The following is a 14,797-nucleotide window of genomic DNA, read 5'->3' on the forward strand; positions in this document are numbered from 1 at the left end:
TGTATCAACAAGCCATGTTTTTATACTGCTGCTCTATTCCAGATAATGTTTTTTGAAATCGGAGTGGATAGAAAATTTGCGGCGCAGCTGGATGAGATTTTTCCCAAAGCTTTCTTCTAAAAGCCCTCTATGCTTTTTCAGAATTTCCATGAGATACAGATCGTGAATGATTACTTCGGTAATAGGCATAACCAAACCTACATGCATCGTCCATGCAGCACGGCTGTCTTTGCCAAGAGAGACGATACCTGCTACTACTTCTGAATCATCTCCGCTATAGACAAGCCACCGCCCATCATACTCTTCTGTAATTTCACTGCTCATATCATGAAGGTACACAGTGGCAAAATCAGATGCAATGTCTCCGTACGCAATAATGGTGACAATGACCCCCTTGCTTGCCGCCTGTCTTAGCTCAGATTCTATTTCTTCATAATCCTCTTTCCATATTTCTAACAGTATTCTTTTTTTTGCGGATAGGATACAAGCCTTCACCTTTTCAAGAATTTCACTGCGTCCGGTGATATTCCAGATATTTTCCCGGTCATTAGCGGTCTGCTCGAATTTTTCAAAATATTTCTCAGCTTGGTCAAAATGCTCTTCCGCTTTGAGCCGTCGGTTTTTAATCAGTTCTTTAGCGGGTACAGGGACATACTGAGGCGTATTTCCGTGACTGACAAAGACATCTCCTCTTATGACAAGGTTTTCTAAGACTTCATAAATTTTTGAGCGGGGCACTCCGGAATTTTTGGCGACGGCATAGCCTGTTAAAGGCGATTCTTGCAATAATGCAAGATATGCTTTCGATTCATATTCGGTAAAATTGAGGTTCTTTAAAATGTCTAACATATTTTCCTTCATATATCCTCCAATATAAAGAGCAGTCGCCTGCCTTTGTAATCGCTATTTTAACAAACCATATTGATTTATTCCAAACGTATTGATACACTTTTATAAGTAGTTACTTTCGTAGTCACTATATGCCGAGGGAATTTTTTAAAGGGGGAGAGAACAATGCACAGCTTACTCGCATACATACCGATCGCTGCCATGATGGTTATCATGCCAGGGGCAGATACGATGCTAGTGATGAAAAATACGCTTAGGTATGGCCCGAAGGCCGGTCGCTACAATATTCTAGGGTTAGCAACAGGACTTTCCTTTTGGACGGTTATAGCCATTTTAGGTCTATCGGTGGTGATTGCAAAGTCAGTGATTCTTTTCACAACGATCAAATATTTGGGAGCAGCATACTTAATTTATTTAGGTGTAAAAAGTTTTTTTGCGAAAAGCATGTTTTCTATAGATGACATGCAATCCCAGGCAAACACCATCGTGAATTCTCCAAAACGTTATTATAAAACGTCCTTTATGCAAGGATCTCTTAGTAACATTCTCAATCCTAAAACTGTTTTGGTTTATGTTACAATCATGCCCCAATTTATCAATCTGAAGGGAAATATAAACCAGCAGCTCATTATTTTAGCTTCAATCTTAACTTTATTAGCAGTGTTGTGGTTCCTCTTTCTCGTTTATATTATTGACTATGCAAAAAAATGGATGAAAAACTCGAAGTTCCAGAAAGCTTTTCAAAAAGTAACTGGCATTATATTAGTTGGTTTCGGCATCAAAACTGGTTTGAGTTAATATTCGTAGCCTTTGGGTGTTTGGCCCGCACAAAAAAGACAAGGGAGTGAGTATCCCTTGTCTTTTTTATATTATTTCATTTTATGTTCTCTGCGGGTTTGCACCTTATACAAAATAATCAATAAAACAAACCAGACCGGAGTGACAAACAAAGCAACACGTGTATCATTCGCCAATGCCAATACGACAAGAATGAACGCGAGAAAGGCAAGTGTTAAGTAGTTGGATAATGGGTAAAAAGGCATTTTAAATTTGTTTGCTTTCGCTTCATGCTGTCTTGTTTTTCGATATTTCAAATGGCAAATCACCGTAATGCCCCAAATGAAAATGAAGCATATTGTAGAAACACTTGTAATCAATGTAAAGACTTGCTCCGGCATTATATAATTCAGGCTAACGCCAATCAGGATGGCGATGGTTGAAAAGAACAGTGCATTGCTTGGAACGTTAGACGAAGTCAGTTTCTTCAGTAATCCAGGTGCGTGATGATCCTTTGCGAGAGAATAGACCATGCGGCTTGTGCTGAATAGAGCGCTATTGGCCGCTGATGCAGCTGATGTTAACACAACAAAATTGATCAAACTGGCAGCGGCAACGATGCCTACAGCAGAGAACACTTGGACAAATGGACTTTCATTTGGATTCAAAACATTCCAAGGATAGATGCACATAATGACAAAAAGTGCACCGACATAAAAGAGTAAAATCCGTGCAGGGATTTGATTGATGGCTTTAGGGATCACTTTCTGGGGATTTTCAGTTTCACCTGCTGTCAGACCAACAAGTTCAATGCCCACAAAAGCAAAGACGACCATCTGGAATGAAAGAATAAATCCATGCCATCCATTTGGAAACATGCCGCCGTGGCTCCAAAGATTAGTGAGGCTGGCTGAGCCGGAAGCTGCGGAAAAACCTTTTGCGATTAAGAAAATACCTGTTACGATAAGAGCAAGTATGGCAATGACCTTAATCAATGCAAACCAAAATTCCAATTCCCCGAAAAGCTTAACGGTGGCAAGATTCATGATCAGCAGGATGATCAGCGCAAGAAGACCCGGCAGCCATTGAGGCACAGCGGGAAGCCAATACTGCGTATAAATCCCAACAGCCGTTAAATCAGCCATCGCGAGAGAAATCCAGCAGAACCAGTAGGTCCAGCCCGTGATAAACGCTGCCATGTTCCCTAAATAGTCCCTTACAAAATCAACGAAAGAGTGATATCCCGTATTTGATAGGAGCAGTTCTCCGAGCGAACGCATAATGAAAAAGCAAAATAAACCGGTAATCAAGTAAGCAAATAAAATGGATGGTCCCGCAAAGTGGATGGATTTACCTGAACCTAAAAATAAACCTGTACCGATTGCACCTCCAATCGCCATTAATTGTATATGCCTGTTTTTAAGGCCTCTAGACAATTTCTGTTGCTGTCCAAAATTGTCTTTGCTAGAATTGCCTGTCAATTTTATTTTCCCCCAATAATAAAAAGATGAATAAAGTTTTATCGGATATTATAACATTTAAAAGAATGCAATGTTTAATTTTTAAATTTAAAAAATAAAAATTCATTTACTTGTTCGTAGCTAGGTCTTAAAATCAGGTGGCTGATACAGACGGAGATGGTGTCACTGATTGTCTCACCCTCCGACGTATTGTCAATGCAGTTGCTGAATCTTGATTGTTTATCTGTAAATTACGATAGCGGACACATTGAGTGTCCGCCATTTTTTGTGTTCAATGGATGTTATGGGCGAGCGAGAATGCATTTTAGGGAATTTGTCCTAATCTATAAGATTCATTTTTGGGTATTCATGATTTTTCCATCATGACCTTTCATAGGAATGATAAACTGTTTACTGATTATTACTTTTGAAGGATGCTGCCTTGAAGAACTGCAAATCTAAAATCCTAATATAAGATGAAAATGTTTCGAAGTAATAAACACATAAGCATAAAGGAAAGTTTGTCAATCTGCTATAGAGACCTTTTTAGAATTGTTTTAATAGATCCTCTCAAGGCTGTCCGCCATAAGGATTCAGAATATTCTTGTTAAGAGCTTATCTACTAAGGACAAAGGATGATAGACGTGAAAAGAATAGATAAAATATACCTTCAGCTCATGCATAATTTTCATGACGCCAGCTTAGATCATCTATTACAAGTACAGGGAAATTCAGCAAAGGAAATAGCTGAGCAGCTGAAAATGGAGCGGTCCAATGTCAGTTTTGAATTGAACAATCTTGTCCGGTCCAAAAAGGTTATCAAAATTAAAACGTTTCCTGTGCGCTACATTCCAGTCGAAATAGCAGAAAGGCTATTCAACAAGAAATGGGATACAGAGATGATGGAAGTGAAAGGATTGGAGCTGTTTTCCGGGGATTCGAAACAGAATCATCAACCTATTTCCACGAATCCTCTAGAACTTATGATTGGGGCAAAAGGCAGTTTGAAGAAAGCAATCTCCCAGGCAAAAGCAGCTGTCTTTTATCCGCCGAACGGTCTGCATATGCTCCTCCTTGGCCCGACAGGTTCCGGTAAATCCCTTTTTGCGAACCGGATTTATCAGTATGCCATTTACGCTGACATTTTGAAGGCGGGTGCGCCGTTTATTACATTTAACTGTGCAGATTACTACAACAATCCCCAGCTATTGCTTTCTCAATTATTCGGACATAAAAAAGGTTCCTTTACAGGTGCCGGTGAGGATAAGGCTGGTTTGGTCGAACAGGCCAATGGGGGCATTCTGTTTATGGATGAAATCCACCGCCTCCCTCCAGAGGGACAAGAAATGCTGTTTTATTTTATTGACAGCGGCTCTTACAACCGGCTGGGAGAATCTGAACATAAACGAACATCGAATGTATTGTTTATTTGCGCTACTACAGAAAATCCAAGTTCTGCCTTGTTAAAAACATTTTTGCGTAGAATCCCAATGACCATTCATATTCCTTCGCTTGAAGAACGATCGCTTAAAGAAAGAGTAGATCTGACGACGTTTTTATTAGGGAAAGAAGCAGAGCGGATTAAAAAAAATTTGAGTGTGCACATAGATGTCTATAATGCGCTGATTCACTCTGCAAAATTTGGGAATGTGGGACAGCTGAAATCAAATGTCCAATTAGTTTGCGCACATGGATTTTTGCATAACCTTGATCGGGATGAGGTGATCGAACTGACTGTTCGGGATTTGCCTGATGAAATCAAGCAAGAATGGATGTCCAGCAGCAAAAACATGCAAAGAAGCAAAGCCATTTCTGAATATGTCAATATTACAACGATCATCTCTCCGATTATAGAAGATGAAACAACAAAAATTGATGAAGATCTCTCCTTTAACTTGTATCATTTGATCGAGGAAAAAGTGAAAACCCTCATGAAAGAAGGGTTATCCAAAAAGGATATTAACCAATACATTTTGACTGATATTCATTTGCATGTCAGAAGTTTTTTTCATCAGCAGGCGTTTCAAAAGGACAGCCTGCTGACATTCGTTGAAGATGACGTGATTCAAATGACAAAACAGTTAAAAGAAATAGCGGAACATGAGCTGGATTGCCCATTTGACCGTAAATTTATTTATTTCTTGAGTATGCATATTGACGCATTTTTAAAGCGAGGAAAACAAATTGATGTTTTAAATACACAGGAGACTGATGAAATCCGTGAGACCCATGTAAAAGAATATCGGGTGGCGATGATTTTTAAAGATAAAATTCAGGAACATTTTAAAGTGGCTGTTCCAGAAATAGAAGTCATCTACTTAACGATGCTGATTCATTCCATCAAATCGTTAAAAGAGAACAAAAGAGTGGGGATTATCGTGGCTGCTCATGGTAACACAACGGCGAGTTCAATGGTTGAAGTCGCGACAGAACTGTTAGGAAGCACGCCGATTGCAGCAGTTGATATGCCGCTTACTGTTTCACCTTCGGACATTATCGAATGCTTAACAGAAAAAATCAAGCAGGTTGACGAAGGCGAAGGTGTTTTAATGCTGGTAGACATGGGGTCACTTGCGATGCTGGAAAGCAAGCTGGAAGAGAAGACAGGCATTACCATCAAAACAATCAGCAATGTTACGACTTCAATGGTGCTGGATGCTGTCAGAAAGGTGAACTATTTAGATTTAAATTTGCATGCGATATATCAATCGGTTACGAAGGATTTTATTCAGTTATGGGATCGGCAGCCAGCGTCATCGGGCAAAAAGAAGGCGTTGGTCTCCATCTGCACGACAGGCAGCGGAACGGCCAAAAAACTGGAAGACATCTTGACAACGATCGTCAACAAGGCCTCAGATACCCCGATTCACATATTGACCGTTTCATCGATTAAATTGGCAAACAGGATAAAAAATATTGAAAAAGAGTATGAGATTCTTGCGACAGTGGGAACGAAAGACCCTAAAATCAATGCTCCGCATGTATCTTTAGAAGTGTTAATTGAAGGGGAGGGGGAGAAGCTGATTCAACAGGCGATTACCCAAGGCAGCTTCCCGCCGAGCAATGGATTAAACGAAGCAAATATCATTGTCAGGGAGCTTTGTGAGGATAGTTTGAAAAAGTACCTTGTCTTCTTGAACCCCCACCATATGATTGACATGTTATTAGAGTGGCTGCAAACCGTTCAAGATGAGCTCGGGGTCATTTTTAATAATGCCGTTTTGATCAAAGTCATTATGCATACATCTTTCGCCTTTGAACGAGTGATTAAGCAGAACCCGATTGCTTTCGAGGAAGAAGAAATCAATGATCAGCTGAAAGAAATGGTGAACGTGACAGAGCGGACATTGGCCCCATATGAACAAAAGCTTGGATTCTGCATAAGTGATGATGAAAAATTATTTATAGCCGCCATATTCGCTGAAGAAATGTATGGCCAGCTGTTTTAAAAACGTTTTTTTCAAGTGAACCTGTATTAAATGGAACGCCATTTTAATACAGGTTTATTTTTTTGATCTCAAGTGTTTCAACAGCGGACTGTCATTGGCTGACATTCAAATGAAAACGCTTAACACAGCTTTGTTGGCACGATCCTTGCATTATAAATGAATGTACAACACAAGGAAAGGAGCAATGGATATGATTTCAGTTATTATCAGCGGTCACGGAGATTTTCCCATAGCACTAAAAGAGTCTTCAGGAATGATATTCGGTGAAGAAAATAATCTGATTGCAGTGCCGTTTTTCAAAGGAGAAGGGATCCAAACGCTGCAAGAAAAATATCATCAGGTTCTCAAAGACATACCGGAAGAAAATGAAGTGCTTTTCTTAGTTGACATTTTTGGAGGAACTCCATATAACGCGGCTGCTTCCTTCATTGCTGAGGGGCAGAGAATGGATATGGCAGCCGGCGTAAACCTGCCGATTCTGCTGGAGGTATTAAGCCTGAGAGAACATCTGACACTCAAAGATTTGCTGAACAACTTAAAAGCAATGAGCCAGCAAAGTTTTCAAGTGTGCAGTGAGCATTTAGAAAAAGTAAAAACAGCCAATCAAGAAACAAGAGAGGATGAATTGTAATGAACATTGTGTTAGCAAGAATTGATGATCGCTTTATTCACGGGCAAATTCTGACAAGATGGATTAAAGTCCATGCGGCAGACCGAATCATCGTAGTCTCTGATGAGGTTGCACAGGACGAAATGAGAAAAACGCTGATCCTTTCTGTTGCGCCTTCAAATGTAAAGGCGAGTGCCGTTTCGGTTTCAAAAATGGCAAAAGCGTTTCATAGTCCGCGCTATGAAGGGGTAACGGCAATGCTCTTGTTTGAAAATCCATCTGATATTGTATCTCTTATCGAAGCTGGCGTGCCGATCAAAACAGTGAACGTCGGGGGAATGCGTTTTGAAAATCATCGCAGGCAAATCACAAAATCAGTCAGCGTCACAGAGCAAGATATAAAGGCATTTGAAACATTAAGTGACCTGGGCGTGAAACTGGAATTGAGGCAGCTGCCTTCAGATGCCAGTGAGGATTTTGTCCAGATTTTACGGAACGTAACAAAATAATCAAGGGGATGAGAAAATGTCTTCATTACAAATTATTTTGTTGTTAATCATTGCAGCAATCACCGGCATCGCAAGTGTATTGGATGAAGGGCAGACACACCGTCCGCTTGTGGCCTGCACGCTAGTCGGCTTGGTGCTCGGGGATTTAAAAACAGGAATCATTCTAGGAGGCACATTGGAGCTGATGGCGCTGGGCTGGATGAACGTCGGCCTTGCCATGGCGCCTGATACAGCGATCGCCTCTGTCATCTCAACCATTTTAGTTATTACCGCAGATCAGGGAATTGGCGAAGGCATTGCCGTCGCTGTTGCTTTGGCAGCGGCGGGTCAGGCGCTGACCATTTTTGTGCGGACGATTACTGTCTTTTTCATTCACCGCGCTGATCGTTATGCAAAAGAAGGGAATATAAAAGGAATTGAAATTATGCATATTACTGCGATGGTGTTTCAAGCACTGCGCGTGATGATACCGACATTAATTGTTGCATTGATCAGTGTCAGCGCTGTTCAGGCGTTCCTGGGCAATATTCCGGACGTCATTACAAAAGGGCTGCAAATAGGCGGCGGCATTATCGTGGTTGTCGGATATGCCATGGTGATCAATATGATGAATATCCCTTACTTAAAGCCATTTTTCTATATCGGTTTCTTATTAGCGGCGTTTACCGATTTCAACTTAGTAGGATTTGGAGCCCTTGGTCTCTGTCTGGCGCTTTTATACCAGCAGGTGATGCAAAGACATAATGCCCACGGAGCAGTCGCCGCAGCTTCAGACGGCGGTCATGTTGCTGTCTATGATGACGATGATGATGACCTTGATGCCTAAACAATGAGGGGTGACGAAAAGATGGAAAAGGAAAAACGATTAACAAAAAAAGAAATTTTCAGCATGTTTATTCGGTCAAATTTTTTGCTCGGCTCTTTTAACTTCGAACGTGTGCAGGCAATGGGATATTGCTATGTCATGATACCGGCAATCAAAAAATTGTACGGTCCCGGAGCAAAAAGGAACGAAGCCTTGCAGCGGCACTTGGAATGGTTTAATACACACCCGTGGCTGACAGCGCCTATATTTGGCGTGACGGCTGCCATGGAAGAAGAAATGGCGAACAATAAAGGAATTGATGGTAAAGCGATAAGCGGAATGAAAATCGGTTTGATGGGCCCGATAGCGGGTGTAGGCGACCCGATTTTCTGGGGGACGATTCGCCCGGTCTTAGCTGCGTTAGGGGCATCTCTTGCGTTAGGAGGAAACATTGCCGGCCCTTTGCTCTTCTTTTTCTTGCTGAACGCCATAAGATTAAGCACAAAATATTACGGATTAAAGTATGGCTATGTGAAAGGAATGGAGATTCTTCAGGATTTAGCGGGGAATCGCATTCAAAAGCTGACAGAGGGCGCTTCGATTCTGGGGTTATTTGTAATGGGAGCCCTCGTTTCAAAATGGACCACAATCAACATTCCAATCGTTGTGTCCAGAATTAAGGATGAAAGCGGAAAAGTGGATGTTCAAACCGTACAAAATGTGTTAGACAGCATTATGCCGGGTGCGCTGCCTCTCGGATTAACGTTATTGGTGGCTTGGATGCTGCGCAAAGGGGTGAATCCTCTTCTCATTATATGCGGCATCTTTATCATCGGGATTCTTGGGTATTGGGCTGGATTCTTAGCATAAGCTGTGTGAAGGAAGAAGAGAGAAACTGCAGCAGTTTTTCTATATAAACCATTCGGATAACAGCGAAACATAGAGAATTGCCAGAAACGGATCAACTGCGCAGCAGTCTCTCTTGAAAGTGTTTTAACATGAAGAGAGGAGTGAAGGAACAAATGAAAAACAGATTTATTCAAGTCATGATCATGTTCACCCTGCTGTTGACTATGGCATTTCCGGCGGATGCAGCCGATTCAAGCTATTATGATGAGGATTACCGCCCTCAATATCACTTCACACCGGAGGCAAACTGGATGAATGACCCAAACGGAATGGTCTATTATGCCGGTGAATATCACTTGTTCTATCAATATCATCCATACGGGCTTCAGTGGGGGCCCATGCATTGGGGGCATGCCGTCAGCAAAGATTTGGTGACATGGGAGCACCTTCCTGTTGCGTTGTATCCGGATGAAAAAGGCACAATCTTTTCTGGAAGCGCGGTTGTAGATAAAAATAACACAAGCGGTTTTCAAACGGGCAAAGAGAAGCCGCTTGTGGCCATTTATACACAAGATCGGGAAGGCCATCAAGTGCAAAGCATTGCCTACAGCAATGACAAAGGAAGAACGTGGACGAAATACGCAGGCAACCCTGTCATTCCGAATCCGGGAAAAAAAGATTTTCGCGATCCAAAAGTCTTTTGGTATGAGAAAGAAAAAAAGTGGGTGATGGTGCTTGCCGCCGGTGACCGAATCCTCATCTATACGTCCAAAAATCTGAAGCAGTGGGCGTATGCAAGTGAATTTGGACAGGGGCAAGGAAGCCATGGGGGAGTATGGGAATGCCCGGATTTGTTTGAGCTTCCGGTAGACGGCAATCCGAATCAAAAAAAATGGGTGATGCAGGTCAGTGTCGGAAACGGAGCGGTTTCGGGAGGATCAGGCATGCAATATTTTGTAGGGGACTTTGATGGAACTCATTTTAAAAATGAAAACCCGTCAGACCAAGTTCTCTGGACGGATTACGGCAAAGACTTTTATGCGGCAGTATCCTGGTCTGATATTCCATCCTCAGACGGCCGGCGGCTGTGGTTAGGGTGGATGAGCAATTGGCAATATGCGAATGATGTTCCAACATCCCCATGGAGAAGTGCAACGTCCATTCCAAGAGAGTTAAAATTGAAAGCGTTTACTGAAGGAGTTAGAGTCGTCCAAACACCAGTAAAAGAGCTGGAAACCATTCGCGAGACATCTAAGAAGTGGAAGAATCTTGCCATATCGCCCGCAAGTCATAATGTGTTGGCAGGGCTATCTGGAGATGCCTATGAAATAAATGCAGAATTCAAAGTAAGCCCTGGTTCAGCTGCTGAATTTGGTTTTAAGGTTCGAACAGGCAGAAATCAATTCACAAAAGTCGGCTATGACCGAAAGAACGCCAAATTATTTGTTGACCGGAGTGAGTCGGGAAACGTCACTTTTAATCCAACCTTTAACACAGGAAACCAATCAGCTCCGTTGAAGCCGGTAAATGGAAAGCTAAAGATGCGCATTTTTGTTGACCGCTCCTCGGTTGAAGTATTTGGAAATGACGGACAGCAGGTCATAACGGATATCATTCTCCCAGACCGATCAAGCAAAGGGCTTGAATTATATGCTGCAAATGGCGGTGTAAAGGTAAAATCTTTAACGATACACCCTTTAAAAAAGGTATGGGGAACGTCACCTTTTATGTCCAATTTGACCGGCTGGACGACTGTAAATGGCACATGGGCCGACACAATTGAGGGGAAACAAGGGAGGTCGGACGGTGATTCGTTTATCTTGTCTTCAGCATCCGGGTCAGACTTCACCTATGAATCTGATATCACCATTAAGGATGGAAACGGAAGAGGGGCAGGAGCGCTTATGTTTCGCTCTGACAAAGATGCCAAAAATGGTTATCTAGCCAACGTGGATGCGAAGCATGACCTAGTGAAATTCTTTAAATTTGAGAACGGTGTTGCCTCTGTGATTGCCGAATACAAAACACCGATAGACGTGAATAAAAAGTATCATCTGAAAACTCAGGCTGAGGGCGATCATTTTAATATCTATTTAGATGATCATCTTGTGATTGATGCGAATGATTCCACATTCTCAGAAGGTCAATTTGGCTTGAACGTGTGGGATGCGACTGCTGTCTTTCAGAATGTAAACAAAGAGTCTTGACTTGTATAAAAGGCACAGACCCAACAGTCTGTGCCTTCTCGTTATTTCAACAAATTTAATGATTCGCGGTTAAATGCTTCTAAATCATCAGGTGTTCTGCTTGTTACAATGTTGTGGCTGACAACTACTTCCGCATCTTTGTAGTTAGCACCGGCATTGATTAAATCTTTGCGGATGCTGCGGTAGCCTGTGATATCTTTGCCTTTCAGAAGATCCGTATCAATCAGTACTTGCGGGCCGTGGCAAATAGCGAAAACAGGTTTTTCATTTTCGACAAATGCTTTCGCAAATTCACCCGGACGGTCATCTGCACGAAGCAAGTCCGGAGAGAATCCTCCAGGAATTAAAAGTGCATCAAATTCACTTGCATCCACATCAGAGATGGCTTTGTCGATCTTTACTTTCTCTCCATGCTTACCGGTAACTTCTTTACCAGCTTCCAAATCGATAGCCACGACACTGTAGCCGGCTTCCTCGTATGCCTTTACCGGACTTGTATATTCGATATCTTCGAATTGGTCTGTAACGAGAACTGCGATTTTTTTGCTCATATCAAAAACCTCCTATAATCTCTCTATGCCATAGAATAACAGGTAGGTTAACCGGCCTTCAAAATATTTGCTTGAGGCGATCGTTTTTGTGAGTTTCAGCAATACTAAATCATTTTGCCTTTCTCATACGCCGTAACAATAGCGGAAGGAAGACTTACAATGTGGAAATATCAATGACAAATCGATAACGAACGTCACTTCGGAGGATACGTTGGTATGCCTCGTCTACTTGATCGGCGCGGATCACTTCAATTTTAGGTGCAATGCCATGCTCAGCGGCGAAATCCAGCATCTCTTGAGTTTCTGGAATTCCGCCGACAAGAGAACCTGCAAGGCTGCGGCGGCCCATGATTAAGGAAAACACACTGTATGTGTCCGGCTTGGCGGGTGCTCCCACATTTACAAGTGTTCCGTCTATACGAAGCATTGATAAATAGGCATCAACATCGAGATTCGCCGATACCGTATTTAAGATCACATCAAAACGTCCGGCCAATGCAGTGAATGTTGCTGGGTCACTTGTGGCAAAGTAATGATCTGCCCCAATTTCCAGAGCCTCCTCTTTCTTATTCATGGAGCGGCTCAGGACGGTTACCTCTGCACCCATCGCATGTGCAAATTGAATCGCCAAATGTCCAAGTCCTCCCACTCCTACAATGGCAACCTTTTTGCCAGGCCCCACATTCCAGTGTTTCAGCGGAGAATACGTTGTAATACCTGCACACAATAGCGGACTGGCAACATCCATTTCCAAACGGTCTGGAATTCGGACAACAAATCTATCGGTGACAACGATTTTTTGGCTGTACCCGCCATATGTCGGATTTCCATCGTAGTCCAGTGAGTTATACGTTTGAACAACACCCTTTGTGCAGAACTGTTCCTCGCCGCTGAGACAATATTCGCATTCTCCGCAGGAGTCAACAAAACATCCGACGCCAACACGGTCTCCGACAGCAAACTTCGTTACTTCTGTTCCAACAGCTGTTACAACTCCGGCAATTTCATGTCCGGGCACCATTGGAAAGATGCCGCCGCCCCATTCATCAAATGCACTATGGATATCGGAATGGCAAATACCGCTGAATTGAATATCGATTAAGACGTCATGCGGCCGTAATTCTCTTCGCTCAATCGTTGTTTGCTCAAATTTGGCTTTTGCATGTGATACGCTTAATACACGGGTTTGATGTTGATTACACATATGAACCTATCCTTTCTTCATCATAAGTGCTGTGAAAAACATGCACTTATTTATGTTTTATGGTGTCTTCAACATAACCATAAACGTTAAAGTCCGCTTTAAGGCAAGGTTTTTTTATTTTACATCTGATAGATGTTCGGCTTGACTGCAATACAACACATTTTTATAAAGTATGATACAGCTCATCATGAACAGGCTCTAACCAATCCGTTTCCCCCGGCGTAATGGCTAAGTGCACAAACCAGCTGTCTTTTGTCGCGCCGTGCCAATGTTTTACATGGGGCGGAATATTTATGACATCTCCGGTTGTGAGTAATTGGGCTGGTTTTCCTTCTTCTTGATACCAGCCTTCACCGCCAGTTACTAACAAAACTTGCCCGATTTTATGAGAATGCCAGTAATTGCGCGCTCCCGGAGCAAAAGTGACATTCCCGATGGAAGCATTAAGCGGCGTCTCATCTGTAAATAACATTTGTAAATAAGCATCCCCGGTAAAGTTCGCTTCAACTTTTTCACCTAACGGAAAGATTGTGCTGTTACTTAATTGATCAGATGTCATATATTGACCTGCTCTCTTTTCATCTTTAAGGATGTCTTTTGCGATATGAAATGCTGACCAAGCTTTGGGCCAGCCGGCGTAAAACGAGAGATGGGTGATGATTTCTGCAATTTCCTCTTTTATTAATCCGTTTTCCTTCGCTTTTTGAAGGTGAGTAGTTAATTGTTCGAAGTTTCCTCCAGCAAGTAACGCGGAAACTGTAATCATGCTGCGATCGCGTGGAGACAGTTCTTCCTCTCTTGCCCAAATCTCACCGAACAGAACATCATCGTTTAGCTCTGCAAACTTAGGTGCGAATTCTCCTAATAGATCTCGTCCTGCAGTTTGTTTTTTTGCCATTTAGTAATCCCTCCATCTAAACTGTTTATTGCATGGAGAAGTATAGAGCTTAAAGTGTGCTTTAAGGCAAGCACTGGATTTGCGAAAAAGACTCTGCATTCCGCTTGACTTAAAGTTAACTTTAAGTGTTACCTTCAAAACATGCAGGACAGAGAGGGGAAGAGTATGAATATTGCGCAGGTGGCAAAGCAGTTTGGACTGACAGCGGCAACACTCAGATATTATGAACGTATCGGTTTGATTCCGCCGGTAAAACGAAAAGAAAGCGGCATTCGCGATTATGATGAAGAAGATATTAAATGGATTGAATTCATTAAATGCATGCGAAATGCAGGCCTATCGATAGAAGCGTTAATTGAATATACAACGTTATTTACTGAAGGAGACCGTACGGTAGAAGCCCGCAAAAATATCCTGGCTGATGAAAGACAGCGACTGATAGAGAAGCGGAAAGAAATTGATGAAACAATTAAAAGATTGGATAAAAAAATTGAGGATTATGATGGGAAATTGCGTGAAAATGAGGAACAGCTCAAAAGCAGGCCTAAAACGGAAAGTCTTCACAGATAAAGGTGCAAGAAAGCATTCTTTACGTCTGAAGAGGGCAAGTTAAAATAATAGATTTAGTT

At 42.2% G+C, this 14,797-nt stretch carries 13 protein-coding genes and 1 pseudogene; 8 read left to right on the top strand and 6 right to left on the bottom strand.

The features are described from left to right. Nucleotides 1-33: 33 nt before the first annotated feature. On the bottom strand, nucleotides 34-861 hold the full coding sequence (locus MOC09_RS11325) for a TrmB family transcriptional regulator (RefSeq protein ID WP_268358292.1): 828 nt from the start codon (nucleotides 859-861) through the stop codon (nucleotides 34-36). Between the two features lie 153 nt (nucleotides 862-1,014). Here MOC09_RS11325 and MOC09_RS11330 point away from each other — a divergent pair, with 153 nt between their 5' ends. Beyond that, nucleotides 1,015-1,647 carry a LysE family transporter gene (locus tag MOC09_RS11330; protein ID WP_268358291.1) on the top strand — a complete coding sequence of 211 codons (633 nt, stop codon included), beginning with the start codon at nucleotides 1,015-1,017 and terminating at the stop codon, nucleotides 1,645-1,647. Between the two features lie 71 nt (nucleotides 1,648-1,718). Here MOC09_RS11330 and MOC09_RS11335 read toward each other — a convergent pair whose 3' ends face one another. After that, a complete protein-coding gene (locus MOC09_RS11335; RefSeq protein WP_268358288.1) occupies nucleotides 1,719-3,107 on the bottom strand; it encodes an amino acid permease in 1,389 nt (462 codons plus the stop codon). A gap of 623 nt (nucleotides 3,108-3,730) precedes the next feature. Here MOC09_RS11335 and levR point away from each other — a divergent pair. The 6 genes from levR to sacC all read left to right on the top strand — a co-directional run bounded on the left by levR (nucleotide 3,731) and on the right by sacC (nucleotide 11,515). Continuing rightward, nucleotides 3,731-6,535: a transcriptional regulator LevR gene (gene levR, locus MOC09_RS11340; protein WP_268358286.1), complete on the top strand. Its 2,805-nt coding sequence runs from the start codon at nucleotides 3,731-3,733 to the stop codon at nucleotides 6,533-6,535. Between the two features lie 190 nt (nucleotides 6,536-6,725). After that, the gene (levD, locus tag MOC09_RS11345) at nucleotides 6,726-7,166 is read left to right on the top strand and encodes a PTS fructose transporter subunit IIA (protein WP_268358285.1); all 441 of its coding nucleotides are present in this window, start codon (nucleotides 6,726-6,728) and stop codon (nucleotides 7,164-7,166) included. Next, nucleotides 7,166-7,654 carry a PTS fructose transporter subunit IIB gene (gene levE, locus MOC09_RS11350; protein WP_268358283.1) on the top strand — a complete coding sequence of 163 codons (489 nt, stop codon included), beginning with the start codon at nucleotides 7,166-7,168 and terminating at the stop codon, nucleotides 7,652-7,654. Before levD ends, levE begins: the two co-directional genes overlap by 1 nt. Before the next feature lie 16 nt (nucleotides 7,655-7,670). After that, on the top strand, nucleotides 7,671-8,480 hold the full coding sequence (gene levF, locus MOC09_RS11355) for a PTS fructose transporter subunit IIC (protein ID WP_268358282.1): 810 nt from the start codon (nucleotides 7,671-7,673) through the stop codon (nucleotides 8,478-8,480). 21 nt (nucleotides 8,481-8,501) lie between these two features. Then, nucleotides 8,502-9,329, top strand: a complete 828-nt coding sequence (levG, locus tag MOC09_RS11360; RefSeq protein ID WP_014114571.1) for a PTS fructose transporter subunit IID — start codon at nucleotides 8,502-8,504, stop codon at nucleotides 9,327-9,329. A 152-nt stretch (nucleotides 9,330-9,481) separates the two neighbouring features. After that, complete coding sequence (sacC, locus tag MOC09_RS11365; RefSeq protein ID WP_268370535.1) at nucleotides 9,482-11,515, top strand: levanase; 2,034 nt, start codon at nucleotides 9,482-9,484, stop codon at nucleotides 11,513-11,515. Between the two features lie 41 nt (nucleotides 11,516-11,556). Here the strand turns inward: sacC and yraA are convergent, their stop codons facing one another. The 4 genes and pseudogenes from yraA to MOC09_RS11385 all read right to left on the bottom strand — a co-directional run. After that, nucleotides 11,557-12,066 (bottom strand): cysteine protease YraA, encoded by a 510-nt coding sequence (yraA, locus tag MOC09_RS11370; protein WP_268358278.1) that lies wholly within the window; start codon nucleotides 12,064-12,066, stop codon nucleotides 11,557-11,559. 154 nt (nucleotides 12,067-12,220) lie between these two features. Continuing rightward, on the bottom strand, nucleotides 12,221-13,270 hold the full coding sequence (gene adhA / locus MOC09_RS11375) for a formaldehyde dehydrogenase AdhA (protein WP_268370537.1): 1,050 nt from the start codon (nucleotides 13,268-13,270) through the stop codon (nucleotides 12,221-12,223). A gap of 163 nt (nucleotides 13,271-13,433) precedes the next feature. Further along, on the bottom strand, nucleotides 13,434-13,829 hold the full coding sequence (locus MOC09_RS11380; protein ID WP_268358308.1) for a cupin domain-containing protein: 396 nt from the start codon (nucleotides 13,827-13,829) through the stop codon (nucleotides 13,434-13,436). 45 nt (nucleotides 13,830-13,874) lie between these two features. Then, nucleotides 13,875-14,168, bottom strand: a pseudogene (locus tag MOC09_RS11385) (carboxymuconolactone decarboxylase family protein); the annotation flags it as partial. 165 nt (nucleotides 14,169-14,333) lie between these two features. Between MOC09_RS11385 and adhR the strand changes: the two are divergent. Further along, nucleotides 14,334-14,738, top strand: coding sequence for an aldehyde stress transcriptional regulator AdhR (gene adhR, locus MOC09_RS11390; RefSeq protein ID WP_268358274.1), 405 nt, complete (start codon nucleotides 14,334-14,336; stop codon nucleotides 14,736-14,738). Nucleotides 14,739-14,797 lie beyond the last annotated feature (59 nt).

The sequence above is a fragment of the Bacillus sp. N12A5 genome (assembly GCF_026790125.1).
Taxonomy (GTDB): domain Bacteria; phylum Bacillota; class Bacilli; order Bacillales; family Bacillaceae; genus Bacillus.

Coding starts and splice junctions, on each gene's coding strand:
- MOC09_RS11325 (WP_268358292.1), bottom strand. CDS start 861: ATGAAGGAAAATATGTTAGACATTTTAAAGAACCTCAATTTTACCGAA.
- MOC09_RS11330 (WP_268358291.1), top strand. CDS start 1,015: ATGCACAGCTTACTCGCATACATACCGATCGCTGCCATGATGGTTATC.
- levD (WP_268358285.1), top strand. CDS start 6,726: ATGATTTCAGTTATTATCAGCGGTCACGGAGATTTTCCCATAGCACTA.
- levE (WP_268358283.1), top strand. CDS start 7,166: ATGAACATTGTGTTAGCAAGAATTGATGATCGCTTTATTCACGGGCAA.
- levF (WP_268358282.1), top strand. CDS start 7,671: ATGTCTTCATTACAAATTATTTTGTTGTTAATCATTGCAGCAATCACC.
- levG (WP_014114571.1), top strand. CDS start 8,502: ATGGAAAAGGAAAAACGATTAACAAAAAAAGAAATTTTCAGCATGTTT.
- sacC (WP_268370535.1), top strand. CDS start 9,482: ATGAAAAACAGATTTATTCAAGTCATGATCATGTTCACCCTGCTGTTG.
- yraA (WP_268358278.1), bottom strand. CDS start 12,066: ATGAGCAAAAAAATCGCAGTTCTCGTTACAGACCAATTCGAAGATATC.
- adhA (WP_268370537.1), bottom strand. CDS start 13,270: ATGTGTAATCAACATCAAACCCGTGTATTAAGCGTATCACATGCAAAA.
- MOC09_RS11380 (WP_268358308.1), bottom strand. CDS start 13,829: ATGACATCTGATCAATTAAGTAACAGCACAATCTTTCCGTTAGGTGAA.
- adhR (WP_268358274.1), top strand. CDS start 14,334: ATGAATATTGCGCAGGTGGCAAAGCAGTTTGGACTGACAGCGGCAACA.